The organism is Photobacterium profundum (assembly GCF_003026285.1).
Taxonomy (GTDB): domain Bacteria; phylum Pseudomonadota; class Gammaproteobacteria; order Enterobacterales; family Vibrionaceae; genus Photobacterium; species Photobacterium profundum.
On the sequence record NZ_PYOD01000006.1, the window covers coordinates 214,342 to 240,785 of the forward strand.

Here is a 26,444-nt window from a genome sequence, read left to right on the forward strand (position 1 = left end):
GATGCTGGTTATTCGTCCTATTACCGAAGCCGATTACCCGGCGCTTATGCGCTGTGCGGAAGAATCTGGCCATGGTTTCACGTCATTACCTGTTAACGAAGAAATGCTACGTAACAGGATTGCACACTCAGTTGAAAGCTTCGGCAAAGAAGTAACCGAACCGGGCACTGAAGGCTACTTGATGGTTGCGGAAGACACGGAAACGGGTGAAATCGCAGGAACAACGGCAATCGAAGCTGCAATTGGCCTTGATAATCCTTTCTATACCTATCACCTCAGTACGGTTGTTCACGCCTCGCGGCGTTTAGGCGTGCATAACGTCGTAAAAGTGCTGACGTTTGGTAATAACTATACGGGCAACAGTGAGCTGTGTACCTTGTTCCTTCGCCCTGAATGGCGTCAAGGCTTGAATGGTCGTTTACTGTCTAAATGTCGCTTTTTAATGATGGCAGAGCATCGCCATCGCTTTTCTGAAACGGTATTAGCTGAAATGCGTGGCGTATCAGATGAAGAGGGTAATTCCCCGTTCTGGCATTGGCTAAAAGAGCATTTCTTCTCTATTGATTTTACGCATGCTGATTACCTAACTGGTATCGGGGCCAAAGGCTTCATTGCTGATCTTATGCCAAAGCTACCGATTTACGTCAGCTTATTGAGCCCAGAAGCACAAGCTGTGATTGGACAAGTACATGAAAAAACTCGCCCAGCATTACGCCTATTAGAAAAAGAAGGCTTTTGTTGCCGCGGTTACGTCGACATTTTTGATGCCGGTCCAACGGTTGAATGTGACGTACGCAATATTGAATCGGTACGCCATTCGATCACGTGTACCGTTGAGGTTGGTGAATGTACGAGTGGAAAAGACTTCATCATCAGTAATGGCTCATTTGATGGCTTCCGAGCTGTGGTGGGTAAAGTGAAGGTTGATGAAGAGAAAAACATAGCGCAGATAACCACTGAAATGGCAGCGGCGCTGCAAGTGAAAAATGGCGATCACGTTCGTTTAATCGAGCAGTAAGCTGAGTGATAACAGCCACTACGGCATTCAGTTATTTAAAGAAATAATACTTGTTCAGACGGGTATAACGGGCAGATACAGGAGAACATCATGACTCAATGGATTGCAGGAAACTGGTTAGCAGGTAAGGGCGAAGCGATGAATTCGTTAAACCCATTTAGCAGCGAAGAGATTTGGCAAGGTGATGCTGCAACTGCAGAACAAGTTGAACAAGCGGTCAGCGCTGCCCGTGAAGCGCTAACAACATGGCGTAAAACTGATTTATTAGAGCGCCAAGCTGTCGTTGAAAAATTTGCTGAACTGGTCAAAGAGCACAGTGAGCACATCGCTTACACCATTGCAGAAGAAACAGGCAAGCCATTATGGGAAACCCGTACTGAAGCGGGTGCAATGGTCGGTAAAATTGCGATTTCGTTACGTGCTTACCATGAACGTACGGGTGAAAAACAAAAAGACATTGCAGGTACAGCTGCGGTACTGCGTCATCGTCCATTAGGTGTTATGGCGGTATTTGGGCCCTATAACTTCCCTGGGCACTTGCCGAATGGTCATATTGTTCCTGCGTTGCTGTCGGGCAATACAGTGGTATTTAAACCGTCAGAATTAACCCCGAAAGTGGCTCAAGAAACCATGAAACTGTGGGAACAGGCAGGATTACCTCAAGGCGTATTGAATATGGTGCAAGGCGCCCGCCCAACGGGTGAAGCACTTGCAGGATCAAAAGGCATTGATGGTCTATTGTTTACAGGTAGTGCCAATACTGGGCATATTTTACACCGCCAATATGCAGGCCAGCCGGGCAAAATGTTAGCCCTTGAAATGGGCGGCAATAATCCGATGGTTATTTCTAAGTCTTATGGTGAGTTAGATGCCACGGTCTATACGATTATTCAGTCTGCGTTTATTAGTGCGGGTCAACGTTGTACGTGTGCACGTCGTTTGTACTTGCCGCAGGGCATTGAAGGCGATGCGATTGTAAACCGTTTGGTTGAAGCTACCGCTCAGATTCGAATTGGTGGGCCATTTGCAGACCCTCAACCATTTATGGGGCCACAAATCTCTGAGCGTGCAGCTGACGGTATTATTGCAGCACAAGCCAACCTTGTAAGTCTTGGCGCTGAAGTGTTGTTGGAAGCGAAAAGAGGGCAAGGTGCGGTCGTCTCTCCTGCCATTATTGAAGTCAGTAATGTGACTGAGTTACCGGATGAAGAGTATTTCGGTCCATTGTTGCAAGTTGTGCGTTATCAAGATTTACCTGAAGCCGTAGAGTTAGCGAACGACACGCGCTATGGCTTATCTGCAGGTCTAGTTTCTACGGATGATAGCGAATGGCAATATTTCATCGACAATATTCGTGCAGGCATTGTGAATCGAAATCGTCAGCTTACAGGGGCAAGTGGCGATGCGCCATTTGGTGGTCCTGGGGCGTCAGGTAATTTACGCCCAAGTGCTTATTATGCGGCAGATTATTGTGCTTACCCAATGGCTTCAATGGAAGGTGAGCAAACAGAATTACCAGCACAATTGTCACCAGGTATTGCACTTTAATCGAGTTGCACCGTAATCAACACAATACTAATTCAGCAAAGGGGAAGGATTCATCATGGAAAGAGTGGAACAATTGTTTAACGCCTTATGGCAAGACTATACCCAGCGTCTTTGTCCATCAGCGGCGCAAGTGCATGCACTATTAACCGAAGATGAGCCCTTACTCAATGATCATATTGCGTTGCGTACCTTTAACTTACCAAAGGTAGGGCTCGATAAACTAGCTGCTCCTTTCATTGCTATTGGTTATAAACCTTGCGGTCAATATCGCTTTGAAGCCAAGAAATTGTATGCCGAGCATTTCGAGCACCCTAACCCAGACGCTCCTAAGGTGTTTATTAGTGAGCTGATGGTGGGACAGTGTTCAGCGCAACTCCAGCAAACGGTGCGCGAGTTAGTCAACCAAGCTCCTGAAACTGCATTCCATGATCCGTCATTTATCTATGGTGGGCGGTTATGGGATATTGACTCTGAGACGTATGAGATGCTCGCGGCTGAAAGTGAATATGCTGGATGGGTGGCAGCGCATGGTTTTGGTGCCAATCACTTTACGGTTAGTATTAATCAGCTTGAGCAATTCACGGAAGTACGTGATGTGAATCATTTATTGCGTCATAACGGCTTTACGATTAATGAATCTGGTGGGGAAGTGAAAGGCGATCCTGAAGTGATGTTAGAGCAGTCATCGACCATGGCAGATAAAGTTGCAGTGGGTTTTCTTGATGGTGTAAAACACATTCCGGGTGGTTTTTATGAGTTTGCTAAGCGCTACCCGCAAGCTGATGGCGAGCTATATGGTGGGTTTGTAGAAGCCTCTGCAGATAAGATTTTTGAGAGCACCAATTAACCGCTAATTGGTTAGCGGTGGTTATCATTAATATTGATTAAGCAGCGACCTTGGTCGCTGCTTTTTTAATGTTCGCTATCTAAGGTATTTACCCATAGTTCACTGTCATCGGTGCTGTGATGACGTCGGCTGAAATTGGTTTGTTGCTCTAGGTAATGGCGTTGGTCACTGAACCCTGTCATTTCAACAGTGGTGGGTAACGAAGCAATGATGGCTGGTGTTGGTAGGTGCGTGTTTGGCGCAAAGCGTTCGATATCCATATCAGACGTCTCAATATAAAAAGCATATGCATAATGTAGCATTCTTTTGGGGCGTGGCAAGTGAATTGATTGTGATGAGAACGACAAAAATATGCCTTTGAGGGATTAATAATGCATTGTGTTAATCGCAGGGTGTGATTGGACTAGGGTAGGAAGGGAAATAGTCACCGTGCTGTGAGCCTATATAACAAACAGAGATATAAAAAAAGCCGCTCAAAGCGGCTTTATTAGAAAGGTAATTTATAGACGTTTAGCGAGTGCCGTAAACAACAATAGTTTTACCGTGAGCAGAGATAAGATTCTGCTCTTCTAGCATCTTAAGAATACGACCGACTGTTTCACGAGAACAACCAACGATCTGGCCGATTTCTTGACGAGTGATCTTAATCTGCATACCGTCTGGGTGAGTCATCGCATCAGGTTGCTTAGCAAGGTTTAGCAATGTCTGTGCGATACGGCCTGTAACATCCAAGAATGCAAGGTCACCTACTTTCTGGCTAGTCACTTGTAAGCGAGTTGCCATCTGAGAAGATAGACGCATTAAAATGTCAGGGTTAACCTGAATAAGTTGACGGAATTTCTTGAAAGAAATTTCAGCTACTTCACAAGGCGATTTAGCACGTACCCATGCAGTACGTTCTTGGTCTTCTTCAAATAGACCAAGCTCACCAATGAAGTCACCTTGATTAAGGTAAGAAAGGATCATTTCTTTACCTTCTTCATCTTTAATCAATACGGCAACAGAGCCTTTCACGATGTAGTAAAGCGTTTCTGCTTTTTCGCCAGCGTGAATCAAAGTACTTTTTGAAGGGTACTTGTGGATGTGGCAATGGGAAAGAAACCACTCTAGGGTAGGATCTGTTTGAGGTTTACCTGGTACCATATTACTAACTTCCTCTGCGTTTGTTGCCCAACAACGACATCCCTATAGTTTGACGGTGGGCCTAACAATAGTATTGTTCGCTGATTAGGATATTCATTCAGCCGCTGTGCTGCAAGCTAACCTGAATAATTACCCTTGAGTTTATCTTTTTTCGGCGGGTATTTCTTGATATTGATCTATCTGGAGCCGTCATTTGGTACTCATAAGTGTGCACATGATCACACAGTCATTAGTTAATTGGAGAATGCGATGAAATCACGCGTGAAATGGGTAGAAGGAATGACTTTCCTTGCTCAATCAAATTCGGGTCATAGTGTTGTGATGGACGGTAATGGTGGCGAAAAAGCACCAAGCCCAATGGAATTTGTTTTGATGGCTGCTGGTGGATGCAGCTCGGTAGATGTCGTCGACGGATTAAAATCTGCGGGACAAAAAATCACCGCTTGTGAAGCACAAATTGACGCCGAACGCAGAGAGCAATCGCCTAAATTATTTACCGGTGCAAATTTGCATTTTGTGGTAACAGGGTATGATTTGGATGAATTGTTGGTGGCGAAAGCAGTTCGCGATTCATTAGAAAAGTATTGTTCAGTGTGCTTAATGTTAGGGAAAGGGGTTGAATTGACCCATTCCTATGAGGTCGTTAACGCCTAAAAAAATCGAGTAACGGATTGACAGTACCGTTACTCATTTTTGGCTCTTACTGCTTGTCAGGTTTAACTGGCTATATCTATCTGACGTCGTTTAACCGACTTTGCCGGTATCAATCAGTTGCTGGATGAGTGGACGAACAATAAGCTCCATCGCAAAGCTCATCTTTCCGCCAGGCACAACCAAAGTATTGTGGCGTGACATGAATGAGCCTTGGATCATCGACAATAAATAAGGGAAATCAACATTTTCGATACCACGGAATCGGATCACCACAAAACTTTCATCTAAGCTAGGTATTCCCTTGGCGCTAAATGGGTTTGATGTGTCTACAGTAGGGACGCGCTGAAAGTTAATGTGAGTACGAGAAAATTGCGGTGTGATGTAATTAAGGTAGTCGTCCATTGATCTAACGATTGATTCCATCACAGCTTCGCGTGAATGACCGCGGTCACGAGTATCGCGAACGATTTTTTGAATCCACTCTAAGTTTACAATTGGTACCATGCCGATTAGCAAATCAACGTGTTCAGCCGCATTTACCTCGCCATCAACCACGCCACCGTGTAAACCTTCATAGAATAAGACATCGGTATTTTCAGGCAGCTTTTGCCATGGGGTAAAAGATCCCGGCATTTGATTGTACGGTACGGCTTCATCAAATGTGTGCAAATACCGTCGGAACTGACCGCTACCATCATCGCCATATTGGCGAAAAAATTCTTCGAGCTGTGGAAAATCGTTGGCCTCAGGACCAAAGTAACTGATATGACGACCTTGCTCTTTCGCTTTGCGGATTTCAACATCCATTTCTGGACGGGTATAACGGTGGAAGCTGTCGCCTTCAAGCCACGAGGCATTGATGTTCATCATATTGAACATTTTACGAAAAGCTTCAGAGGTGGTGGTGGTTCCCGCACCAGACGACCCTGTCACTGCAATTATGGGATGTTTTGCAGACATGAAATATCCTGTCGTTAAGATTACGCTACAAGTTATTAACAGGGTGTTAAGTCTAGGTCAAGGTAAAGTCGTTCTCAAATATCGAAAATGCTATCAGTCGCATATCTTGAACTGAACAATGGCTATCCCAGTTCACTACGCAGTTTAATATCGACAGATTCATGCAACTCTGAGAACACTATCACAATATCTTCCGCATCTAATTGTTGACGAACATGCTGTACTTTTTGTTCCATAGTGAGCTCATTATCACCGTAATCAGTGCCTTCACGTAGAACGAAATGTTCAATTAAGCTAGTAAGTGTCTCTGGGGTTAGGTCTTGCCAAGGTATGATCATAATGCGCACAAATAAAGAGAGTGATTTAAGCTGACTATTTTATCAGTTGTTTTAGTCTGCTGTTAGGCTTCAGCGCTCGGTTTTAGTTTATATGTCGATGAAACCATTCTGGCACTGTTTTTTCTAACCAAAAATTTGGGTTTCGCCACGAACCAGACACAAAGCCAACATGACCGCCGTAAGGGGTTAAGTGGTAATCCACGTGAGAAGGCAGGGGTTGTGCAGGAATAACCGCGTCGGTCATGAAGGGATCGTCTTTGGCGTGAATAACACGTAGCGGAATTTTGACGTGTTGTAATTTATCAATACCACTGCATTGCTGATAGTAATCAGCCGCATCTTTGAAGCCATGTAAAGGGGCGGTGACTAATTCATCAAATTGCCATAGCGACTGAATATTGTCGACTTGTTGTGAACCGATCGGCATTTTATCAGGCAAGTTCGTGATCTTTTTAGTTAGATTTTTTTTCATCGAGTTTAATAAATATTGCTGATAAACCTTAGAAAATCCTTGTTGGATGCGTTCTGAACATGAGGCTAAATTTAAAGGCGGTGAAATAACTTGTGCTGCAGTGAGTCCAGATTGGTCACCTGTTGCGGCTAAATAGTTCACCAGCATATTGCCACCTAGCGAGATCCCAACGGCAAAAAAGGGTCGGTTAGGAAATTGTTGTTTTAGCCATTGGATAAAAAAGGTGGCGTCATTGATTTCACCCGAATGATAACTACGAGGCTGGCGATTAATTTCACCACTACAACCCCGAAAGTGCATCATTACCCCGAGCCAATTTTGTTGTTTTGCAGCGTGCAACAAACCATTGGCATACGGGCTGCAGAAACTACCTTCCAAACCATGAAAAAGGATCATTAAGGGCTGCTGGTGATCGTTCTTGGGTTGCTCTGTCCATGCTAAATCCAAAAAGTCGCCATCAGGTGTTTCGATACGCTGAGTAACGGGCGTAAACAATGGTTTGCGACGAATAAAGCGCGGTAATAAGGTTTGAAGGTGCGCGTTCTTAAGACCGCTCGCTGGTTTAAAATGCATAGGGCTCTCCGTTTATCAGAGCGTGAAATCGTTTATGGGATCGTTTCTAAGTAACTCTGAAAGTATAAGCAATCCTTGTTCCAACTTCCTATGTGTAAACGGTGCACTAATGGCAAGCCTAACAGCTGGCGGGATAGTACTACCTGGCGGCGAGAATAATTCTCCCGACTTCACCACGACACCTTGTTGATTAGCTGCTTGAACAAAGTCACTTAAGAGCCAATAGTCGGGCAATGTTAGCCATACATGAAAGCTGTGAGGGCTATGTCGAATATCAAAGCGTCCAAGGTGTTGAGCCACGAGTTGCTGACGCTGATTAATATCAGTACGTATTTGGTGCAAGATACGATCTGCATCCCCGCTAATAATTAACTCACAAGCGATGCCTGTCAGCAAAGGGCTGATCATTAAGCTGTGATTATGTAAGGCTGCGTTTAAGCGTTTTTGTAATCGCGTAGGTACTTGAATATAACCAAGGCGCAATCCTGGTGCTAAACATTTAGATAGCCCACCAATATGGATCACTTGTTCTGAATTGATGTTCACCATTGGTGTCGGGCGCTCAGTCGGCAATAGCCCATTCACGTCGTCTTCAACAAATAATACTTGGTGCTGTTGGCAAATCGCGAGGATGTCTTGGCGGCGTTGTTCGCCCATCGTTACTGTTGTTGGGTTTTGTAAGGTTGGGGTGCTGTAAATAATACGTGGTTGATACAAACGGCAAGCGGCTTCTAAGCTTGCAGGTATGAGCCCTTCTTCATCCATTTCGACAGGTTTTATCGATATTTGTTGCTGGCGTGCCAAGCTTAAAAATCCGGGGTATGACACATGCTCAACCAATACCGTGTCCCCACTACGGCAAAAAGCTGCGAGTACTAATTGGGCTGCATGCTGCCCGCCAGAGGTAAAATGTACGCGTTGTGGGTCAAGTTCAAATCCTTTCTGCTGAAGCCACCCACACACAATGTCACGGTGCTCGGCTAGCCCCTGCGGATCTTGATACAGCATCATTTGATTCAGTTGCTCAGGGTGCGCAGCAATATTCGCCATTGCTTGTTTGAGCATGTCCGATCGATCAAGGCGCGGGGGAATGTTGTAGCCGAAGTTACATTCCTCTTCTTCTTGCTCTGAATAGTTATAAACCCAGCTTGGTTGATTTGCCTGACACACATAAGTGCCTGCACCGATACGTGCTTCGACCAGACCTCGTCGCTCTGCTTCTGCATAAGCACGGGTAATTGTTCCAACAGTGACAGTGAGCTGATCGGCTAATGCGCGATGGGTGGGCAATTTGCTACCAGGCTGTAATTGCCCAGAATCTACCTGCAATGCAATCGCATCGGCAATTTGACGGTAGATAGGATCACTTTTGTGCTCACTGGTAGTGGGTTCTAATACAATATTCATGATTGTCATGGTGACAATAAACCTTTTGATCACTGTTAAGCCAACTGTTAGGGTTGATTGTGCGTGAAAAACAATTAAAAAACAAAGAATACTTAAATTGTATCGATACAATTTAAATTGAGTTGGTAATGAACCATAAATCAGGAGGGTGACAGTGATGTTAGAATGGCAGTTTATTATGTCTTTAGCGGCTTTTGCGGCAACGATGACCGGTACACCTGGTCCGAATAATTTGATGGTGACGGCATCGGGGGCTAATTTTGGTTACTGGCGCACGTTACCTCACATGATGGGGATCGGTTCTGGCTTGGTTTCGATGATTGTATTGGTTGCGGCTGGGCTTGGCGTTATGTTTACCCGCTTTCCGATTTTGCATGAAATCTTACGTTGGGCCGGTAGCGCGTACTTATTCTATCTCGCGTGGAAAATTGCGACTGCCAAGTCAAGCATCAGAGCGGATCAGCAAGATGGCGAGCCGATGACGTTTATGGCTGCGGCGATGTTTCAGTATGTGAACCCAAAAGCGTGGATGATGTCGGTAACGGCTATTAGTACCTTTACCATGGCGGGCGACAATTATTGGCAATCCGCGGGTTTGGTTGCGGTGATTTTTTTCTTAGTGTGTTTTCCGAGTGTATCTATTTGGGCAAGTTTTGGCACTTTGATTGGCAGGTGGCTCAATAGCCCTCAAACACGTCGTGTTTTTAATATTGCTATGGGTATATTAACTGCCAGCTGTGTGGTGATGATTTGGTAAGGCATTTATGTCGATAAGTGATTATTTGGCTTGGAGTTTAGATAGCAATACAGTCGCTTTTTGTTGCAAGCAGTAACGCTCTAAATTATTGGTAAGTAGTGAAGGGGAGATTACTTTTGGTGGTGAGACGTTAAATTGATTGAATTGAGTGATAAGTGCATGCTGTTGGTCTTGCTCCAGTGCAAGCTCAAATGCCAGTAACTGATGGTAACCCACAAGATCTACTTGAGGTTTAAGCTGTTTACGCATTGCCCGGTACTGTTGCAACCGACAATCACTTGATACAAGGCTTACCACCAGAGAGTGTAGCTTAGCATCACTAAGTTGAATCTTCTGGATATCAAGCCAATGTAATAGCAGGGCAAGATTAACGTTGCCCTGATAGGAATCTTGCAATGTGAGACACGCAGGCTGCACCCCAGCCTGAGCATAATGGCTCAGGCTGAACTGCCAAAAATCCTGTGAGTTCAGTATTACAGTTCTAGTTGTCTGCATTCAGCGCAGCTTCCATTGATTCCAGCTCTTCTTGCAGATCCATCCACTCCATCTCAACATCCTCTAGTGTTGATTTAGCATCCCCCTGACGTTTAAGTTGCTCGTGCAGTAGTACTTTGTTATCTGCTTCATAGATAGTTGAATCAGCTAGCTTCTCTTCCGCATCGGCAATATCGGCACTGAGCTTTTCCATCTGCTTATCAAGTTGCGTGATTTTTTTGCGCAATGGTGCTGTTTGCTTACGTAACTCGGCTTCTAATCGTTTCTGTTCTTTACGTGATGCGGCACTGTTTTCTTTGCTGACTTCAGGCTTAGCGGCTTGTAGTTCTCGGCGCTCATTACGCTGCTGTTCGGTTAACCATTTATGGTAATCCGATAGATCACCATCAAATGGTGTTACTTGATGATCATGCACCAGATACAGATCATCCGTTGTCGCACGTAATAGGTAACGGTCGTGACTAACGATAACCATCGCACCTTCATAAGATTGCAGCGCAAAGGTTAATGCTTGGCGCATATCCAAATCAAGGTGGTTGGTTGGTTCATCGAGCAGCAATAGGTTAGGGCGTTGCCATACAAGCAAGGCTAATACCAAACGGGCTTTCTCACCACCCGAAAAAGGACCAACTTTATCAAGGGCTTTTTCACCATTGAAACCAAAGCTACCGAGGTAATCACGCAGCTGTTGCTCGGTAGATTGCGGTGCGAGTCGGGCTAAATGCTGCAATGGGGTATCGTCAAGGCGCAGTGTTTCTAGTTGATGCTGGGCAAAGTAACCAATCTTCACTCCTTGTGAATAGGTTAAATCGCCAGCCTGTGCTGGAAGCTCACCCGACAACAATTTAATCAGAGTCGATTTACCGGCACCGTTACGCCCTAATAAGCCAATACGACTACCCGGTACGAGGTTCAGGCGGATCTTTTCTAAGATAAGGTTGTTGCTATAGCCCGCTGCAACTTGGTCCATCATCAAGATCGGATTCGGCAACGCTTGTGGCTCTCTGAACTCAAACAAAAATGGGTTATCAAGCTGGGCTGGCAACACTTTTTCCATTCGGTCTAGCGCTTTAATTCGACTTTGTGCTTGGCGTGCCTTACTCGCTTTGTAACGGAAGCGGTCGATATACGATTGCATGTGAGAAACTTGCTTTTGCTGTTTCTGGTACATGGCCTGTTGTAGCACTAACTTTTCTGCCCGTTGGACTTCAAACGATGAATAGTTACCGGTGTAGCTGTTTAGCGTTTGGTTCTCGACATGAATAATGCGGTTAACCACAGGATCAAGAAAATCACGGTCATGAGAAATAAGTACTAAGGTACCGCGGTAGTTTTGTAACCATTTTTCTAACCACATAACAGCATCGAGATCTAAGTGGTTAGTCGGTTCATCGAGTAGGAGTAAATCGGAGCGGCATAGCAGTGCTTGGGCTAGGTTCAAACGCATACGCCAACCACCAGAAAACTGGGTGAGGTGCCATTGCATTTGTTCTTGGGAAAACCCTAGGCCGTCGAGTAATTCAGACGCGCGCGCATTGATTGTGTAACCGCCAATGGTATCTAATTTGGCATGGAGTTCGGCTACTTTAATGCCGTTATTACTTTCTTCTGCGGCGGCTAATTCACGTTCAAGTTGACGGTATTCACGATCACCATCAATCACGTAGTCAATGGCATTGCGTTCAAGTGCTGGTGTTTCCTGCGCTACCCAGGCTAATTCCCAGTTAGACGGGAATTGGCAATTACCGGCATCTAGACTCAGTTCATTTTTTAATAAAGCAAATAAGGTGGATTTACCACAGCCGTTTTTCCCGACTAGTCCGACTTTGTCACCGGGATGAATCGTCGCCGTGGCGTTATCGAGAAGGACTTTACCGCCTCGTAAAAGTTGCATGTCCGAAAAGGTAATCATCGATAGTGTCGGGGTAGCCCGCTCCGCAAAAAAAGTGCTCGAAATTAGCGGCAGTCTATACCAAACTGGCATTGACTGCTAACACCGTAATAATTATGCGGCTAAATCTAGTAAGAAGAATTGGGCAATCTCACGATCAATATCCCGTACAAGTCATAATTATGTATTATGTGCATATTAGTTAAGAATATTTTGGCTATATAGCAGAGCACTTTTACTCAAGGATATAGCAAGGGACGTTATGACCAAACAAGGACAGCCAAAAATTCTGGTGATTTATGCGCACCCAGATCCACAAGAGTCGGTAGCAAATCAAGAGATGCTAGCAAGCATTGCCGACTTGCCGAATGTTACTGTCCATGATTTATATGCCGCTTATCCTGATTTCTTTATTGATGTGGTTTTCGAACACCAGCTGCTGGAGCAACATGACATCATTGTCTTCCAACATCCGCTTTATATGTATTCTTGCCCTTCTTTATTGAAAGAGTGGATCGATGTAGTGCTAAGCAAAGGCTATGCCCACGGTGAAGGGGTATCCACCAAAGGGAAATACTGGCGTTCAGTGGTCACAACCGGTGGTGCGGCAGAAGCATATACCCCTGACGGCTATAACCGATGCAGCATTGCTGAAATTCTACGACCGTTCGAACTAACGGCTGATTTATGCCAGATGACATGGATGGAGCCGTTGATTTTACACTGGGCTAGGCGTATACCGCTTGAAGAACGACAGCAGCATTGTGCAAATTATCGAGAGTGGTTACAGCATCCGTTAGTGGATAGCGAGCAAATTCCATCAGATGATGGAGAAGGTAAGGAGAATAACGATGGCGAATGATGTGCTGTCTGTAACTGTTATTTTCCTTGCGGCTGCCGTTGTTGCGGTGCCTATTGCTCAGCGTTTAGGGCTTGGTTCGGTATTGGGCTACCTTATCGCGGGTATTGCGATTGGTCCTTGGGGATTAGGGTTGATATCAGATGTGGAAGCGATCCTGCACTTTTCTGAATTTGGTGTCGTATTACTTCTGTTCTTGATTGGCTTAGAGCTAAACCCCAAAAAACTATGGCAAATGCGCAGCCCAATATTGGGGCTGGGTGGCGGGCAAGTATTGGTGACGAGTTTAGTGATTGCAGGTATTGTTATGGCCTGCAGTAGCTTGATGCCTTCTATTACTTGGCGAGATGCATTGGTAATCGGTATGGGGTTAGCACTTTCTTCTACTGCGATTGCATTGCGGGTTATTGAAGAGAAGAGCCTCGACGGTAGCGAAACCGGTCAATCGAGCTTTTCCGTTTTACTATTCCAAGATATTGCCGTAATCCCAATGTTGGCAGTACTGCCGATTTTAGCGGGAGGCGGAGGGGGCAGCTGGCTTGATTTTGCTTGGATGATCGGTGGTATTGCGGCTTTATTGGTCGGCGGTCATTTTTTATTGCGCCCATTATTTCGTTGGGTGGTACTTAGTGGGGTGCGTGAACTATTTAATGTCGCGGCACTCTTGCTGGTTATTGGTATTGCATTAGGTATGCAGTCTCTGGGGCTATCTATGGCACTAGGGGCATTTTTAGCTGGGGTGTTATTGGCTGAAAGTGAATACCGTCATGAATTAGAAATTGCGATCGAACCGTTCAAAGGGTTATTGCTGGGGCTGTTTTTTATCTCTGTCGGTATGGCGGTTAATTTGGGGCTGTTATTCGAGTTCCCTTTACAAATCTTAGCTGCAGTTGCTGCCTTAGTAATAGTGAAAGGTTTACTCTTGTATGGGTTAGCTCGACTATTCGGTATTCGAGCTAAATCGCGTAGTCAGATGGCAGCAATTTTAAGTCAAGGTGGTGAATTTGCGTTTGTCTTATTTACTGCCGCTCAAGGTGAAGGATTATTAGGGACGCAGTTGTCGTCATTCCTATTAGTGGTTGTTAGTATTTCAATGATGACAACGCCTTTAATTCTCTTACTGCAAGACCGTTGGTTTATTCATACCTTTAAATCAGAAGATGAAGCTTTAGAAAGCGATGTGATTGATCGTGAGCCTCGAGTGATCATTACAGGCTTTGGCCGTTTTGGTCAGGTGGTAGGGCGTCTATTATTTGCCAATAAAATACGCGTCACGGTATTAGAGCGTGATCCTAGCCAAATTCAGTTTTTACGTAAGTTTGGCTACAAGGTGTATTATGGCGATGCAACTCAGCTGGATCTATTACGGGCAGCAGGGGCAGATAAAGCAGAAGCCATCATAATTTGTACTGATGAGCCCGATGAAGTGATGGAAGTCGTGACCCTTTGCCAGCAGCATTTTCCAAAGCTGAAAGTACTGGCGCGTGCACGCAGCCGGGTAGAGGCGCACCAGTTATTGAGTCATGGGGTTGATAACTTCTCGCGTGAAACTTTTGCTGGTGCTCTTGATTTAGGTCGACAAGCCCTCATATCTTTAGGCATGCACCCATACAAAGCCAAGCGCGCTGAAGCACACTTCCGTAAACTAGACACTACGGCATTACGAGATTTATTGCCGCAGCATTCGGAAGATGTTCATCTTGCTTCTCGCTCCAAAGAAGCCCGCAAAGAGCTCGAAGAAATTTTTGACCGAGAGATGCGTGGTGAGCGAGATAGACACAATGGCTGGGATTGATGTGCTTATAACAAGGCACACATCATACTCAATGCAGAATTGTTGTTATTCAGCGAGTTGTAGTAAAGGGACGCGTGCAATAAAGGGATGAGTAGTATGGCAAAGAAAAGATTTATTGCTGGTGCGGTATGTCCTGCTTGTAGCAAGCAAGATACCTTGCGCTGGTGGAAAGAAAATGAAATTGAGATTGTCGAATGCGTAGAGTGTCATCACGTAGATCGTCGTCTTCCTAAGTCTGTAGAGCAAAGTGAACACCTTGCTGAAGATAAGGGCCAGCAGGTTATCGGTATTTTTAAACCTGAATAGATCGCTTATGATTAGCATCTTGGTACAAGAATTCGGTATCATGCAGCCTTAACACCTAGCTCAAATTTTCGGAGTAAACATGAAAGTCGCTAAAGACATCGTAGTAAGCTTGGCATATCAAGTAAAAACTGAAGAAGGCGCTGTAGTTGATCAGTCAACTGTTGACGCACCACTTGATTACCTACACGGCCATGACAACCTAATCGTTGGCTTAGAAAAAGCATTGGAAGGCCGTGAAGCGGGCGACAAATTTGAAGTAACTGTTGCTCCTGAAGATGCATACGGCGAACACGTAGATGAAATGGTACAACGTGTACCTGCAGACGTATTCCAAGGTGTTGATGAAATCACTGTTGGTATGCGTTTCTTAGCAGATACTGATCAGGGACCAATCCCTGTTGAAGTAACTGAAGTTGATGGCGACGAAGTTGTTGTTGATGGTAACCACATGCTTGCAGGTCAAACACTGACTTTCACTGCTGAAGTTGTTGCTGTTCGCGCAGCTACGGAAGAAGAGATTTCACACGGTCACATTCACCAAGGTGGTGGTTGTTGTGGCGGTGGTAGCTGTGGCGATCACGACCACGCTGAAGAAAAAGAAGAAGGTTGTGGTGAAGGCGGCTGTGGCTGTTCTCACTAATAGCTTTATTTATTAAGTATTACTCTTAATGAATAACAAAAAACGGGAAGCAGTTGCTTCCCGTTTTTTTATTTGAATTTTGCTTACGAGAACACTTAATAGTGCGGCGGCGGAGTCTCTTCCGATTCTTCGGCCATATTTGATGATTGAAAGCCTTTAACCTTACCCACCAAGAATTTAAGCTGAACCTGCATTTTATCAAATTGAAATTGTTGATTCGTTAGTGCTTCATTAAGATCATCGATTGTTTGTTCTTGAAAAGCTTGCTTCATTTCTAGCTCGTCAACTTGAGCTTGTAGTTTTTCAATATCAGTCATGAGGTTAGGTACCAAAAATGTTATACCGTTCAGAGAATACTCTGATGGGATTTAATCTGTTGTCCAGGTTTGGGCAATACCAGCTGATGTACCAGAGACTACCTGCCCTGAAGGCGTAATAGCAACATCATACACCACTGCAGACGGTGGTCGAGCATCTTGTAGTGGCGCCGCTTCCCATCGGCCTATGTTCTTGCCTGTTGTGGTATCCCAAAGTTCCACCCTGCGAGAAGGGGTGCCAGTTGCTAACCTTGTTCCATCATCAGAAAAGCGTGCGCTGGATAAATTTTGTTGACGTAAATGAATGGAAAGCGCTGTTTGTTTCTTCCCTGTTTGCAAATCCCAAATAAAAATATCATTCCCCCCATCTGCTGTCATCGCTAATTTACCATCACGCTGAAGGGCGACTCGATTTATTCGTGAAGTATGCTCAAAGGAATGAATAATCTGCCCTGAACGGGTATTCCATAGGTAAGCAAAGTAGTCATTTCCGCCAGATAACACATATTGTCCGTTAGCAGAAATAGCGACAGAGTTCACTTTTTCTTGATGAGCGAGGAACTCTAAGCGCCGTCCAGTGCCCAAGTCGATGTATAAGGCTTTACCGTTAGATAAAGCCAATACGATATGCTGACCATTGTTAGCGATATCAACATCTCGAATAACGCCATCGGAAAGAGACCATAACCCGTCAGATTTCCCCCACGCTAAATCCCATACTGCAAAATTTTGGGCTGTGGCGGTGATGGCAAACCGATTGTTATCAGAAATACTACTAGAAATGACGGTATTGTGATGTGGGTCTTGAGAACCAAAATCAGCTAACTTTTTGTTTTGCTGTAAGTCCCATAGCAAGATACCTTGTTGAGTTGAGTGTAATAAAGCGAAGCGACCATCACGGCTGAGGCTAAAGCTGGTGGCACCATCAGAGGCTAATACCCAACGGTTAACCTCTGATGATGAAAAAAAACAGCCACTGAGTGATGTGAGTGCCAAAATGAAGCCTACTATAAGGAATACTTTGCGCATTAAGGTCTGGTTCCGGTTCACTTTATTATCATGTAAGAAAATATTATTTGATTAACGTACTGACTAAGCAGCAATTTAATCAGATTGGTATTAGTATATTAATATGGCAAGTTTTTCACATCTACAGTGAAAGGCAAAGCGAGAAATGAGGGTAAGCCTCATCGAATGACGGAGAAATACATGAAACCTGTTCTAAAGATGTCTCTTTTGGCTGCAACTATTTTATTAGCTGTTGGCTGCCAAGATGAAAAAACGACGGAAACAACACCTGCAGAGCCTGCAAAAGTAGAGCAGGTAGCAGCTGAAGCAACCTCTGAGAAAGCGACAGAAGCGTTTGCATCTGAAGATCAAAAATCAGCGTATGCTATTGGTGCATCACTTGCACAATACTTATCAGCTAACTTAGACCAGCAGAAAGAACTTGGTTTAGAGCTAAATCGTGATGATGTACTTGCTGGTGTGAGTGATGTATTCGCTAATAAGAGCCGTATGACGCCAGAAGAAACACAACAAGCGCTTCAAGATCTTGATAAGCGTGTATCTGATATTGTTGCAGAGAAAGCAAAAGTAGAATCAGAGAAAAGCATTAAAGCGGGTGAAGAATTCCGTGCCGAGTTTGAAAAACAAGAAGGCGTAGCAAAGACTGAATCAGGTCTACTATACCAAGTAGAAAAATCAGCTGAAGGTGAGAAACCAGCAGCAACAGATACTGTTCAAGTTCACTACAAAGGTACATTAACTGACGGAACTGAATTTGATAGCTCATATAAGCGTAATCAACCAGCAACGTTCCCGCTGAATCAGGTGATTCCTGGTTGGACTGAAGGTGTTCAATTAATGCCTGTTGGTTCTAAGTTTAAGTTTGTTATCCCGCCTGAATTAGCATATGGCTCACAAGCAAACCCAAGTATTCCAGCAAACTCTACTTTAGTTTTTGAAGTTGAATTATTGCAGATTGTTAAAGCTGATAAACCAGCTACAGAGCTTGAAACGCAATAAATTGTGTAATCAAAGCTAATTTTATTAGCATATAGTTTGATAAGACCCGACTCATGTCGGGTCTTTTTTTATATATATTCTGATAAACTTACTAACAGGATTTGATTTTATGTCCATTCTATTGATTATCTCTTAATGCACATTAGGCAGATTATGAATGTAATGGATATTTGCAATGGAAGAATTAGCAGTGGCATCTACAGATAACTTTGGCTCTGAAGTCATGATTGAACATGACTTAGTGGAAACGCGCACTTTTACTGAGCATGACTACATCATTTTGCGTTCATATGAAGCCGTTGTTGACGGTCTGGCAGCCTTGATCGGGCCTTTTTGTGAAATTGTTTTGCACTCTTTGGACGATCTCAATACCTCTGCAATCAAAATTGCTAACGGTGAAAATACGGGGCGTAAGGTTGGTTCACCAATTACTGATCTGGCACTACGCATGCTGCGTGATATTGAAGGGTCAGAACGTAATTTCTCGCGTGCCTATTTTACACGGGCAAAAGGTGGCGACTTAATGAAGTCCATCACTATTGCTATTCGCAATGGTGAAGACCGCATCATTGGTCTGTTGTGTATTAACGTTAATTTAGATGCTCCTTTTTCTCAGATTCTGCAATCATTTATGCCAACAGATGAAGCAAAACAAGCTGCATCAACGGTTAATTTTGCAAGCGATGTGGATGAATTAGTCGATCAAACTGTAGAGCGTACAATCGAAGAGATTAACGCCGATAAGAGTGTTTCAAATAATGCCAAGAACCGTCAGATAGTGATGGATCTCTATGATAAAGGTATTTTCGATATTAAAGACGCGATTAACCGTGTCGCCGATCGTCTGAATATCTCTAAGCACACTGTGTATTTATATATTCGCCAGCGTAAGACAGAGGATGGCGAAAAATGACATTGAATTACGTGCTGGTGGTTAATGGTCCTGTCTATGGCACACAAGCAGCACGTTCGGCTTACCAATTTGCATTGGCACTATTAGCGCAAGGTCACCAGTTATCGCGTATCTTCTTTTATCAAGAGGGGGTACAGAATGGCTCAGCGTTAACAGTACCCGCCTCTGATGAATTTGATCTTGTTGCCGCTTGGCAACAGCTTTCAATAACGCATTCAGTCGAATTACAAACGTGTGTAGCCGCGGCATTGCGCCGCGGCATTGTCGGTAAGCAAGAAGCAGCACAAAACATGTTATCAGCAGATAACCTAGCAACAGGTTTTGAACAGGCTGGATTAGGTGGGTTAGCTGAATCGATGTTAACTGCAGATCGGGTTATTCAATTTTAAATAAAACTTTGTTTAAGCTGAATTTTTAAGAGAGCAACATGAAACCATTAGGCTTTGTATTTCGAACTGCACCTCACGGCGTAAGTCATGGTCGAGAAGGGCTAGATGCGGTATTGGCGACATCGGCTTACAGTGAAGACCTGCATTTATTTTTTATGGATGATGGTGTATTTCAATTAGTAAAAAATCAGCAGCCTGCTCTTGTTTTGTCGCGTGATTATATTGCGACGTTTAAAATGCTTGAGCTATACGACATTGATAATATTTACGTCTGCCAAGATTCAATGAATATGCGTGGGTTAACTAAAAATGATTTTATTATCGACATTACTGTCCTAGATGAAATGGGCATAAAAACAAAATTACAGCATTGTCACTGTGTTCTAAGTTTCTGAGGGTTTTATGCTTCATACCGTCACCACATCACCTTTTCATACCCAGTCTTTGCAAAGCTGTCTACGCTATATAAGCCAAGATGATGAGATTTTATTGCTTCAAGATGCAGTTTTTGCCGGATTACGAGAAAATATTTGGTCTAAAACAATAAAAGTTTCAGGTGTAAAAATATATTTACTGAAAGAAGATCTCTTGGCGAGAGGAATTGTGGATAAAGTTGACGAGTGTTTTGAAGTTGTTGATTATTCAGGGTTTGTTTCCTTGTCTGTTCAACATGAAGCACAGGTTAAATGGGAGTGAAATCCCGCTTTAGATCGGGTTAACTGTCAATTTTCATGATTGTTTAAGAAATGATCACCTGATTGATCGTTGTATACATCTTGACACCCTAATGTGCGACGCCTAAAATTTCGCGTCCTCCTGTTGTTGGGAGGCAGATTTTTCACACTTTACGAAAGTAATATTTCAGGAGCTATTTAATGGCAACTATTAACCAGCTGGTTCGCAAGCCACGTGTAAAGCAAGTTGTAAAAAGCAACGTGCCTGCACTAGCAGCGTGCCCGCAAAAGCGTGGTGTATGTACTCGTGTTTACACTACTACACCTAAAAAACCGAACTCAGCATTACGTAAAGTATGTCGTGTTCGTTTAACTAACGGCTTTGAAGTTACTTCATACATCGGCGGCGAAGGTCACAACCTTCAGGAGCACTCAGTTGTTCTTATCCGTGGTGGTCGTGTTAAAGATTTACCAGGTGTGCGTTACCACACCGTTCGTGGTGCACTTGACTGTGCAGGCGTAAATGGCCGTAAGAAAGGTCGTTCTAAGTACGGTGTTAAGCGTCCTAAGTCTTAATGGATTCCGTTAAGTAAGGCCAAACATTTAAATTAAATTTGAAAAAACTGAAAAGTTTTGGATAACCTGAAGAAGACAACGGAGATATATCCATGCCACGTCGTCGCGTAATCGGCCAGCGTAAAATTCTATCTGACCCTAAGTTCGGATCTGATCTGCTGGCAAAATTCGTTAACATCCTTATGGTTGACGGAAAGAAATCTACTGCAGAAAAAATTGTTTACACTGCACTAGATACTATGACTGAACGTTCTGGTGAAGAATGTTTATCAGTATTCGAAAAAGCTCTTGAAAATGTACGTCCAGCGGTAGAAGTTAAATCTCGCCGTGTGGGTGGTTCAACTTACCAGGTGCCTGTAGAAGTACGTCCAGTACGTCGTAATGCACTAGCTATGCGCTGGTTAGTTGAAGCTGCGCGTAAGCGTGGTGAAAAATCTATGGCTCAGCGTCTTGCAGGCGAAATGCTTGATGCGGCTGACAACAAAGGTACTGCTGTTAAGAAACGTGAAGACGTTCACCGCATGGCAGATGCGAACAAAGCATTCGCACACTACCGCTGGTAATAGCGAATGGATGCAGCAGGCGTTTCCTGTTGCATCTAAACCATACTCTAAGGTTCCCCTTAGTAAGAGGATACAACCGTGTCTCGTAAAACACCTATCGAGCGATACCGTAATATTGGTATTTGTGCTCATGTTGACGCTGGTAAAACAACGACTACCGAACGTATTCTGTTTTATACAGGCCTATCCCACAAGATCGGTGAAGTGCACGATGGCGCTGCTACAATGGACTGGATGGAACAGGAGCAAGAGCGTGGTATAACTATCACTTCTGCTGCTACTACTACGTTTTGGCGTGGTATGGAAGCCCAGTTTCCAGAGCATCGCATAAACATCATTGATACCCCTGGACACGTTGACTTCACAATCGAAGTTGAACGTTCTCTACGTGTACTCGATGGTGCTGTTGTCGTTTTCTGTGGTTCTTCAGGCGTTGAGCCTCAGTCTGAGACTGTGTGGCGTCAAGCTGATAAATATGAAGTGCCACGTATGGTTTTCGTAAACAAGATGGACCGTGCTGGTGCCGACTTCCTGCGTGTTGTTGACCAAATCAAAACCCGTCTTGGTGCGAACCCAGTGCCAATCCAGCTTAATATTGGTGCTGAAGAAGAATTTAAAGGTGTAATCGACCTGTTCAAGATGAAGGCTATTAATTGGTCTTCTGAAGATCAAGGTATGACTTTTACCTATGAAGACATTCCAGCAGATATGCAAGACCTTGCTGATGAATGGCGCATGAACTTAGTTGAGTCGGCTGCAGAAGCAAATGACGAACTAATGGAAAAATACCTTGAAGAAGGTGAGCTGTCTGAAGAAGAAATCAAGGCAGGTCTTCGTCAACGTACATTGAATAATGAAATCGTATTGGCAACGTGTGGTTCAGCATTTAAGAACCAAGGTGTTCAGGCTGTGCTAGATGCCGTTATTGATTTCTTACCTTCACCAACTGAAGTGAAAGCTATCACTGGTGAAGACGAACTGGGTAATGCTGCAGAGCGTCATTCTAATGATGATGAACCGTTTGCAGCCCTTGCGTTTAAAATCGCAACTGACCCGTTCGTAGGTACATTGACATTCATGCGTGTTTACTCAGGTGTTGTAAAATCTGGTGATACTGTCTACAACTCTGTAAAAGAAAAACGTGAACGTTTAGGTCGCATCGTTCAGATGCACGCAAATAAGCGTGAAGAGGTCAAAGAAGTTTGCTCTGGTGATATCGCTGCAGCAATTGGCCTTAAAAGCGTGACTACTGGCGATACTCTGTGTGATTTAAATAATAAAATTATTTTAGAGCGCATGGAATTTCCTGTACCAGTAATCCAGATTGCGGTTGAGCCAAGATCTCAAGCTGATCAAGATAAGATGGGCATTGCGCTAGGTAAACTAGCGGCAGAAGATCCATCTTTTCGAGTGGAAACCGATAATGAATCAGGCCAGACTTTAATCTCTGGTATGGGTGAGCTTCACCTTGATATCATTGTTGACCGTATGAAACGTGAATTCAGTGTTGACTGTAACGTGGGTAACCCTCAAGTTGCATACCGTGAAACAATTCGTGGTACAACTAAATCTGAAGGCAAGTTCATACGTCAATCAGGTGGACGCGGTCAGTTTGGACATGTCTGGCTAAAGATCGAACCGTCAGAACCTGATGAAGGTTTTGTTTTCGTTGATGAAATCGTGGGTGGTTCTGTACCAAAAGAATTTATTGGTGCAGTAGCCAAAGGCGTTGAAGAGCAAATGAATAGTGGTGTGCTTGCGGGCTTCCCTATTCTTGATGTCAAAGCGACACTCTTTGATGGTTCTTACCATGATGTAGATTCTAGCGAAATTGCGTTTCAAATTGCTGGTTCTATGGCCTTCAGGGACGGTGCATTAAATGCAAACCCTGTGATCCTTGAGCCAATGATGAAAGTTGAAGTAACTACACCTGAAGATTGGATGGGTGATGTTGTTGGTGACATTAATCGTCGCCGCGGCATGATCGAAGGTATGGATGATGGCCCGGCGAATCTTAAGATTCTTCGAGCTCAAGTACCTCTTTCTGAAATGTTCGGTTACGCAACTGATTTACGTTCAGCAACACAAGGCCGCGCGTCTTATTCTATGGAATTTAGCGAATATGCTGAAGTACCAAAAAATGTTGCTAATCGTATAATCGCAGAGCGAACATAATTTCATTATTGCGTCTACAGTTGTAGACGCATAAAATACAAACTTCGGACGCGTCCCCTAACCTAGTGGGGGGCGTATCTTAACTAGGAAGGAACACGATCGTGTCTAAAGAAAAATTTGAACGTCTAAAACCGCATGTTAACGTTGGTACAATCGGCCACGTCGATCACGGTAAAACAACTCTAACTGCTGCTATCTGTACTACACTTGCAAAAGTGTACGGTGGTGATGCAAAAGACTTCGCTTCTATCGATAACGCTCCAGAAGAGCGCGAGCGCGGTATCACAATCTCTACTTCTCACGTAGAATACGATACTCCTACTCGTCACTATGCACACGTTGACTGTCCTGGACACGCCGATTATGTTAAAAACATGATCACTGGTGCTGCTCAAATGGATGGTGGTATCCTAGTTGTTGCTGCAACTGATGGTCCTATGCCACAAACACGTGAGCACATCCTTCTTGGTCGTCAGGTTGGTATTCCTTACATCATCGTATTCATGAACAAATGTGACATGGTTGATGATGAAGAGCTACTAGAACTAGTAGAAATGGAAGTTCGTGAACTTCTTTCTGAATACGATTTCCCAGGCGATGATTGCCCAGTAATCATGGGTTCTGCACTTGGCGCACTTAACGGTGAAGCTCAGTGGGAAGAGAAAATCGTTGAACTAGCTGAAGCTCTAGATAACTACATCCCAGAGCCAGAGCGTGCAATCGATCTTCCATTCATCCTTCCAATCGAAGATGTTTTCTCAATTCAAGGCCGTGGTACTGTTGTAACTGGTCGTGTTGAGCAAGGTATCGTACGTGTTGGTGAAGAAGTTGCTATCATCGGTATCAAAGAGACTATCACTACTACATGTACTGGTGTTGAAATGTTCCGTAAGCTTCTTGACGAAGGCCGTGCTGGTGAGAACGTTGGTGTTCTTCTACGTGGTACTAAGCGTGATGAAGTTGAACGTGGTCAAGTTCTTGCTAAGCCTGGTTCAATCACTCCACACACTACTTTCACTTCAGAAATCTATGTTCTTTCTAAAGATGAAGGCGGTCGTCACACTCCTTTCTTCAAAGGTTACCGTCCACAGTTCTACTTCCGTACAACTGACGTAACGGGTACTATCGAATTGCCAGAAGGCGTTGAGATGGTAATGCCTGGTGATAACATTGCTATGACTGTTACTCTAATCGCTCCTATCGCGATGGATGAAGGTCTACGTTTTGCTATCCGTGAAGGTGGCCGTACTGTAGGTGCTGGTGTTGTTGCAACAATCATTGCTTAATTTGCAATAATTGAACAACGCAAAAGGGAGCTTAGGCTCCCTTTTTTAATGTCTAAATTTCACTTGTTAATCTATAACTCTCTTTTCCTTCTTCGTTATTAAATTCTATTCCAAATTATCTTGCATAATCATTTTCAATGACAAAAACATCATCAGATTAACCCAAGAGACAATTACGATTAGCTTTGAAAAATAGCTAGTCCCCGCTATAGCCAACCTGCAGTCTTTTGCACTCTTAAATCGGTTTTATTCTTAGATGAACTGAAAGAGGAGGGGCATTCCCAATGAAAGCTCAATCCAAAATTATTCAGCACTAAAAAAGTATTAGGCAATCGCATATGTTGAAGTTATACGTGATTATGTTTTACGGGAATTATTCCAAAATATTTTAGATGATGATGAAGAACACGTTGATTGGCTGGAAAAATAATTAAGCTTGATTGATAAGAGAGCCATAACAAGCAACAATCAGGCTTAGATTATTGATGAGAATAGAGCTTAATTATTAATGAGATAGGTCTATTTATAAGCCGTTGATTGCTAGAATATTGATAGCCCTAACCCTTACCAAGCACTCCAGTTTGATTATTTTGCGAACGAGGCTTGCACTCTAAAGTGTGATCTGTATAATGCATCGCACTGTCCTTATAAAGACAGTTGTGAACCAATAAGCATTGAGGAAGAAGTCATTTATATGACTTAATAATGTATACTCTGACTTATGTTCGCAGTCATTAAATTGACTGACAACGTGTCCAAATGGGACACTACGGTTTCACATAAATCAATCGGCATTCATTCGTTTATTCGAATTAGAATGGCGATATTGTTTGTGTAAATTTTAATTGGAGCTCTGTCTCATGCAGAACCAACGTATTCGTATCCGCCTTAAGGCGTTCGATCACCGTCTGATTGATCAGTCAACAGCGGAAATCGTTGAAACAGCTAAGCGTACTGGCGCGCAGGTTAAGGGTCCTATCCCTCTTCCTACACGTAAAGAACGCTTCACTGTTCTTACTTCTCCACACGTCAATAAAGATGCACGTGATCAGTACGAAATCCGTACTCACAAGCGTCTTATCGACATCGTTGAGCCAACAGATAAAACTGTTGATGCTCTTATGCGTCTAGATCTAGCTGCTGGCGTTGATGTCCAGATCAGCCTAGGTTAAGGGGAGTAAGAAATGATTGGTCTAATCGGTCGTAAAGTGGGCATGACCCGCATCTTTACCGAAGAAGGCATTTCTATCCCAGTAACAGTGGTTGAAGTTGAAGCTAACCGTGTAACTCAAGTTAAATCTCTTGAGACTGACGGTTACAACGCAATTCAGATCACTACTGGAACTAAGAAAGCTAACCGTGTATCTAAACCAGCTGCTGGTCACTTCGCGAAAGCGGGTGTTGAAGCTGGACGCGGTCTTTGGGAATTCCGTCTAGAAAATGGTGAAGAGTTTACAGTTGGCGCTGAGCTAAATGTTGAACTGTTCAACGAAGTTAAAAAAGTAGACGTTACTGGCACATCTAAAGGTAAGGGCTTCCAAGGCGCAATTAAGCGTTGGAACTTCAGTACTCAAGATATGACCCATGGTAACTCCTTGTCTCACCGTGCACCGGGTTCAATTGGCCAATGTCAAACTCCAGGTCGCGTATTTAAAGGCAAGAAAATGGCTGGTCACATGGGAGCTGAGCGTGTTACGACTCAGAACCTAGAGATCGTACGTGTTGACGCTGAGCGCAATCTGCTTCTTATTAAAGGTGCAGTACCAGGCTCAATCGGCGGCAACGTGATCGTTAAACCAGCTGTTAAAGCGTAGGTCGAG

General features: G+C 43.9%; 30 protein-coding genes. 20 read left to right on the forward strand and 10 right to left on the reverse strand.

All coding sequences use genetic code 11. From position 1 onward, the window contains the following. Nucleotide 1: 1 nt before the first annotated feature. The 3 genes from astA (at nucleotide 2) to C9J48_RS16540 (ending at nucleotide 3,413) form a co-directional block, all read left to right on the forward strand. Nucleotides 2-1,018 (forward strand): arginine N-succinyltransferase, encoded by a 1,017-nt coding sequence (gene astA / locus C9J48_RS16530; RefSeq protein WP_006233838.1) that lies wholly within the window; start codon nucleotides 2-4, stop codon nucleotides 1,016-1,018. Between the two features lie 90 nt (nucleotides 1,019-1,108). Further along, on the forward strand, nucleotides 1,109-2,566 hold the full coding sequence (astD, locus tag C9J48_RS16535) for a succinylglutamate-semialdehyde dehydrogenase (RefSeq protein WP_006233837.1): 1,458 nt from the start codon (nucleotides 1,109-1,111) through the stop codon (nucleotides 2,564-2,566). Nucleotides 2,567-2,621: 55 nt separating this feature from the next. After that, nucleotides 2,622-3,413, forward strand: a complete 792-nt coding sequence (locus C9J48_RS16540; protein WP_006233836.1) for a DUF1338 domain-containing protein — start codon at nucleotides 2,622-2,624, stop codon at nucleotides 3,411-3,413. A gap of 65 nt (nucleotides 3,414-3,478) precedes the next feature. Here the strand turns inward: C9J48_RS16540 and C9J48_RS16545 are convergent, their stop codons facing one another. Then, on the reverse strand, nucleotides 3,479-3,673 hold the full coding sequence (locus C9J48_RS16545) for a hypothetical protein (protein ID WP_006233835.1): 195 nt from the start codon (nucleotides 3,671-3,673) through the stop codon (nucleotides 3,479-3,481). A gap of 250 nt (nucleotides 3,674-3,923) precedes the next feature. Then, nucleotides 3,924-4,556, reverse strand: a complete 633-nt coding sequence (gene crp, locus C9J48_RS16550) for a cAMP-activated global transcriptional regulator CRP (RefSeq protein WP_006233834.1) — start codon at nucleotides 4,554-4,556, stop codon at nucleotides 3,924-3,926. A gap of 249 nt (nucleotides 4,557-4,805) precedes the next feature. Here crp and C9J48_RS16555 point away from each other — a divergent pair, with 249 nt between their 5' ends. Then, nucleotides 4,806-5,210: an OsmC family protein gene (locus tag C9J48_RS16555; RefSeq protein ID WP_006233833.1), complete on the forward strand. Its 405-nt coding sequence runs from the start codon at nucleotides 4,806-4,808 to the stop codon at nucleotides 5,208-5,210. Between the two features lie 90 nt (nucleotides 5,211-5,300). Here C9J48_RS16555 and C9J48_RS16560 read toward each other — a convergent pair whose 3' ends face one another. From C9J48_RS16560 to C9J48_RS16575, 4 genes are all read right to left on the reverse strand, one after another. After that, a complete protein-coding gene (locus tag C9J48_RS16560; protein WP_006233832.1) occupies nucleotides 5,301-6,170 on the reverse strand; it encodes a phosphoribulokinase in 870 nt (289 codons plus the stop codon). A gap of 122 nt (nucleotides 6,171-6,292) precedes the next feature. Beyond that, on the reverse strand, nucleotides 6,293-6,508 hold the full coding sequence (locus C9J48_RS16565) for a YheU family protein (protein WP_006233831.1): 216 nt from the start codon (nucleotides 6,506-6,508) through the stop codon (nucleotides 6,293-6,295). Nucleotides 6,509-6,590: 82 nt separating this feature from the next. Then, nucleotides 6,591-7,553 carry a hydrolase gene (locus C9J48_RS16570; RefSeq protein ID WP_006233830.1) on the reverse strand — a complete coding sequence of 321 codons (963 nt, stop codon included), beginning with the start codon at nucleotides 7,551-7,553 and terminating at the stop codon, nucleotides 6,591-6,593. Nucleotides 7,554-7,568: 15 nt separating this feature from the next. Further along, nucleotides 7,569-8,969 (reverse strand): aminotransferase-like domain-containing protein, encoded by a 1,401-nt coding sequence (locus tag C9J48_RS16575; protein ID WP_006233829.1) that lies wholly within the window; start codon nucleotides 8,967-8,969, stop codon nucleotides 7,569-7,571. A 148-nt stretch (nucleotides 8,970-9,117) separates the two neighbouring features. On the opposite strand from C9J48_RS16575, the gene C9J48_RS16580 reads away from it, so the two are divergent. Continuing rightward, nucleotides 9,118-9,717: a LysE family translocator gene (locus tag C9J48_RS16580; RefSeq protein ID WP_006233828.1), complete on the forward strand. Its 600-nt coding sequence runs from the start codon at nucleotides 9,118-9,120 to the stop codon at nucleotides 9,715-9,717. Nucleotides 9,718-9,738: 21 nt separating this feature from the next. Here C9J48_RS16580 and C9J48_RS16585 read toward each other — a convergent pair whose 3' ends face one another. Continuing rightward, entirely contained in the window at nucleotides 9,739-10,212 is a 474-nt protein-coding gene (locus C9J48_RS16585) for a TIGR02444 family protein (protein WP_006233826.1), read from the reverse strand. Continuing rightward, nucleotides 10,199-12,124, reverse strand: a complete 1,926-nt coding sequence (locus tag C9J48_RS16590) for an ABC transporter ATP-binding protein (RefSeq protein ID WP_036804496.1) — start codon at nucleotides 12,122-12,124, stop codon at nucleotides 10,199-10,201. The genes C9J48_RS16585 and C9J48_RS16590 overlap by 14 nt, the downstream gene beginning before the upstream one ends. A gap of 241 nt (nucleotides 12,125-12,365) precedes the next feature. On the opposite strand from C9J48_RS16590, the gene kefG reads away from it, so the two are divergent. The 4 genes from kefG to slyD all read left to right on the forward strand — a co-directional run bounded on the left by kefG (nucleotide 12,366) and on the right by slyD (nucleotide 15,703). Continuing rightward, the gene (gene kefG / locus C9J48_RS16595; protein ID WP_006233824.1) at nucleotides 12,366-12,965 is read left to right on the forward strand and encodes a glutathione-regulated potassium-efflux system ancillary protein KefG; all 600 of its coding nucleotides are present in this window, start codon (nucleotides 12,366-12,368) and stop codon (nucleotides 12,963-12,965) included. Continuing rightward, nucleotides 12,955-14,757, forward strand: coding sequence for a glutathione-regulated potassium-efflux system protein KefB (kefB, locus tag C9J48_RS16600; RefSeq protein WP_006233823.1), 1,803 nt, complete (start codon nucleotides 12,955-12,957; stop codon nucleotides 14,755-14,757). The genes kefG and kefB overlap by 11 nt, the downstream gene beginning before the upstream one ends. A gap of 96 nt (nucleotides 14,758-14,853) precedes the next feature. Further along, nucleotides 14,854-15,063, forward strand: a complete 210-nt coding sequence (locus tag C9J48_RS16605; protein ID WP_006233822.1) for a YheV family putative zinc ribbon protein — start codon at nucleotides 14,854-14,856, stop codon at nucleotides 15,061-15,063. Between the two features lie 79 nt (nucleotides 15,064-15,142). Then, on the forward strand, nucleotides 15,143-15,703 hold the full coding sequence (gene slyD / locus C9J48_RS16610; protein WP_006233821.1) for a peptidylprolyl isomerase: 561 nt from the start codon (nucleotides 15,143-15,145) through the stop codon (nucleotides 15,701-15,703). 95 nt (nucleotides 15,704-15,798) lie between these two features. Here slyD and C9J48_RS16615 read toward each other — a convergent pair whose 3' ends face one another. Continuing rightward, nucleotides 15,799-16,020: a SlyX family protein gene (locus C9J48_RS16615; protein ID WP_006233820.1), complete on the reverse strand. Its 222-nt coding sequence runs from the start codon at nucleotides 16,018-16,020 to the stop codon at nucleotides 15,799-15,801. A 51-nt stretch (nucleotides 16,021-16,071) separates the two neighbouring features. Continuing rightward, nucleotides 16,072-17,049, reverse strand: a complete 978-nt coding sequence (locus C9J48_RS16620) for a WD40 repeat domain-containing protein (RefSeq protein WP_006233819.1) — start codon at nucleotides 17,047-17,049, stop codon at nucleotides 16,072-16,074. 180 nt (nucleotides 17,050-17,229) lie between these two features. Between C9J48_RS16620 and fkpA the strand changes: the two genes are divergently transcribed. The 11 genes from fkpA to rplC all read left to right on the forward strand — a co-directional run bounded on the left by fkpA (nucleotide 17,230) and on the right by rplC (nucleotide 26,438). Beyond that, nucleotides 17,230-18,048, forward strand: coding sequence for an FKBP-type peptidyl-prolyl cis-trans isomerase (gene fkpA, locus C9J48_RS16625; RefSeq protein ID WP_107254617.1), 819 nt, complete (start codon nucleotides 17,230-17,232; stop codon nucleotides 18,046-18,048). Between the two features lie 223 nt (nucleotides 18,049-18,271). Next, complete coding sequence (locus C9J48_RS16630; protein ID WP_373456046.1) at nucleotides 18,272-18,961, forward strand: helix-turn-helix transcriptional regulator; 690 nt, start codon at nucleotides 18,272-18,274, stop codon at nucleotides 18,959-18,961. Next, the gene (gene tusD / locus C9J48_RS16635) at nucleotides 18,958-19,350 is read left to right on the forward strand and encodes a sulfurtransferase complex subunit TusD (protein ID WP_006233903.1); all 393 of its coding nucleotides are present in this window, start codon (nucleotides 18,958-18,960) and stop codon (nucleotides 19,348-19,350) included. Before C9J48_RS16630 ends, tusD begins: the two co-directional genes overlap by 4 nt. A 38-nt stretch (nucleotides 19,351-19,388) precedes the next feature. Further along, entirely contained in the window at nucleotides 19,389-19,745 is a 357-nt protein-coding gene (gene tusC / locus C9J48_RS16640; protein ID WP_006233902.1) for a sulfurtransferase complex subunit TusC, read from the forward strand. Between the two features lie 7 nt (nucleotides 19,746-19,752). Then, complete coding sequence (gene tusB, locus C9J48_RS16645) at nucleotides 19,753-20,046, forward strand: sulfurtransferase complex subunit TusB (protein WP_006233901.1); 294 nt, start codon at nucleotides 19,753-19,755, stop codon at nucleotides 20,044-20,046. Nucleotides 20,047-20,225: 179 nt separating this feature from the next. Next, on the forward strand, nucleotides 20,226-20,600 hold the full coding sequence (rpsL, locus tag C9J48_RS16650) for a 30S ribosomal protein S12 (protein ID WP_006233900.1): 375 nt from the start codon (nucleotides 20,226-20,228) through the stop codon (nucleotides 20,598-20,600). A gap of 92 nt (nucleotides 20,601-20,692) precedes the next feature. Further along, on the forward strand, nucleotides 20,693-21,163 hold the full coding sequence (rpsG, locus tag C9J48_RS16655) for a 30S ribosomal protein S7 (protein ID WP_006233899.1): 471 nt from the start codon (nucleotides 20,693-20,695) through the stop codon (nucleotides 21,161-21,163). A gap of 78 nt (nucleotides 21,164-21,241) precedes the next feature. Next, a complete protein-coding gene (gene fusA / locus C9J48_RS16660; protein WP_107254621.1) occupies nucleotides 21,242-23,338 on the forward strand; it encodes an elongation factor G in 2,097 nt (698 codons plus the stop codon). A 101-nt stretch (nucleotides 23,339-23,439) separates the two neighbouring features. Further along, entirely contained in the window at nucleotides 23,440-24,624 is a 1,185-nt protein-coding gene (gene tuf, locus C9J48_RS16665) for an elongation factor Tu (protein WP_107281187.1), read from the forward strand. Nucleotides 24,625-25,484: 860 nt separating this feature from the next. After that, nucleotides 25,485-25,796, forward strand: coding sequence for a 30S ribosomal protein S10 (gene rpsJ / locus C9J48_RS16675; protein WP_006232338.1), 312 nt, complete (start codon nucleotides 25,485-25,487; stop codon nucleotides 25,794-25,796). Nucleotides 25,797-25,808: 12 nt separating this feature from the next. Continuing rightward, nucleotides 25,809-26,438, forward strand: coding sequence for a 50S ribosomal protein L3 (gene rplC, locus C9J48_RS16680; RefSeq protein ID WP_006232339.1), 630 nt, complete (start codon nucleotides 25,809-25,811; stop codon nucleotides 26,436-26,438). Nucleotides 26,439-26,444: the final 6 nt, after the last annotated feature.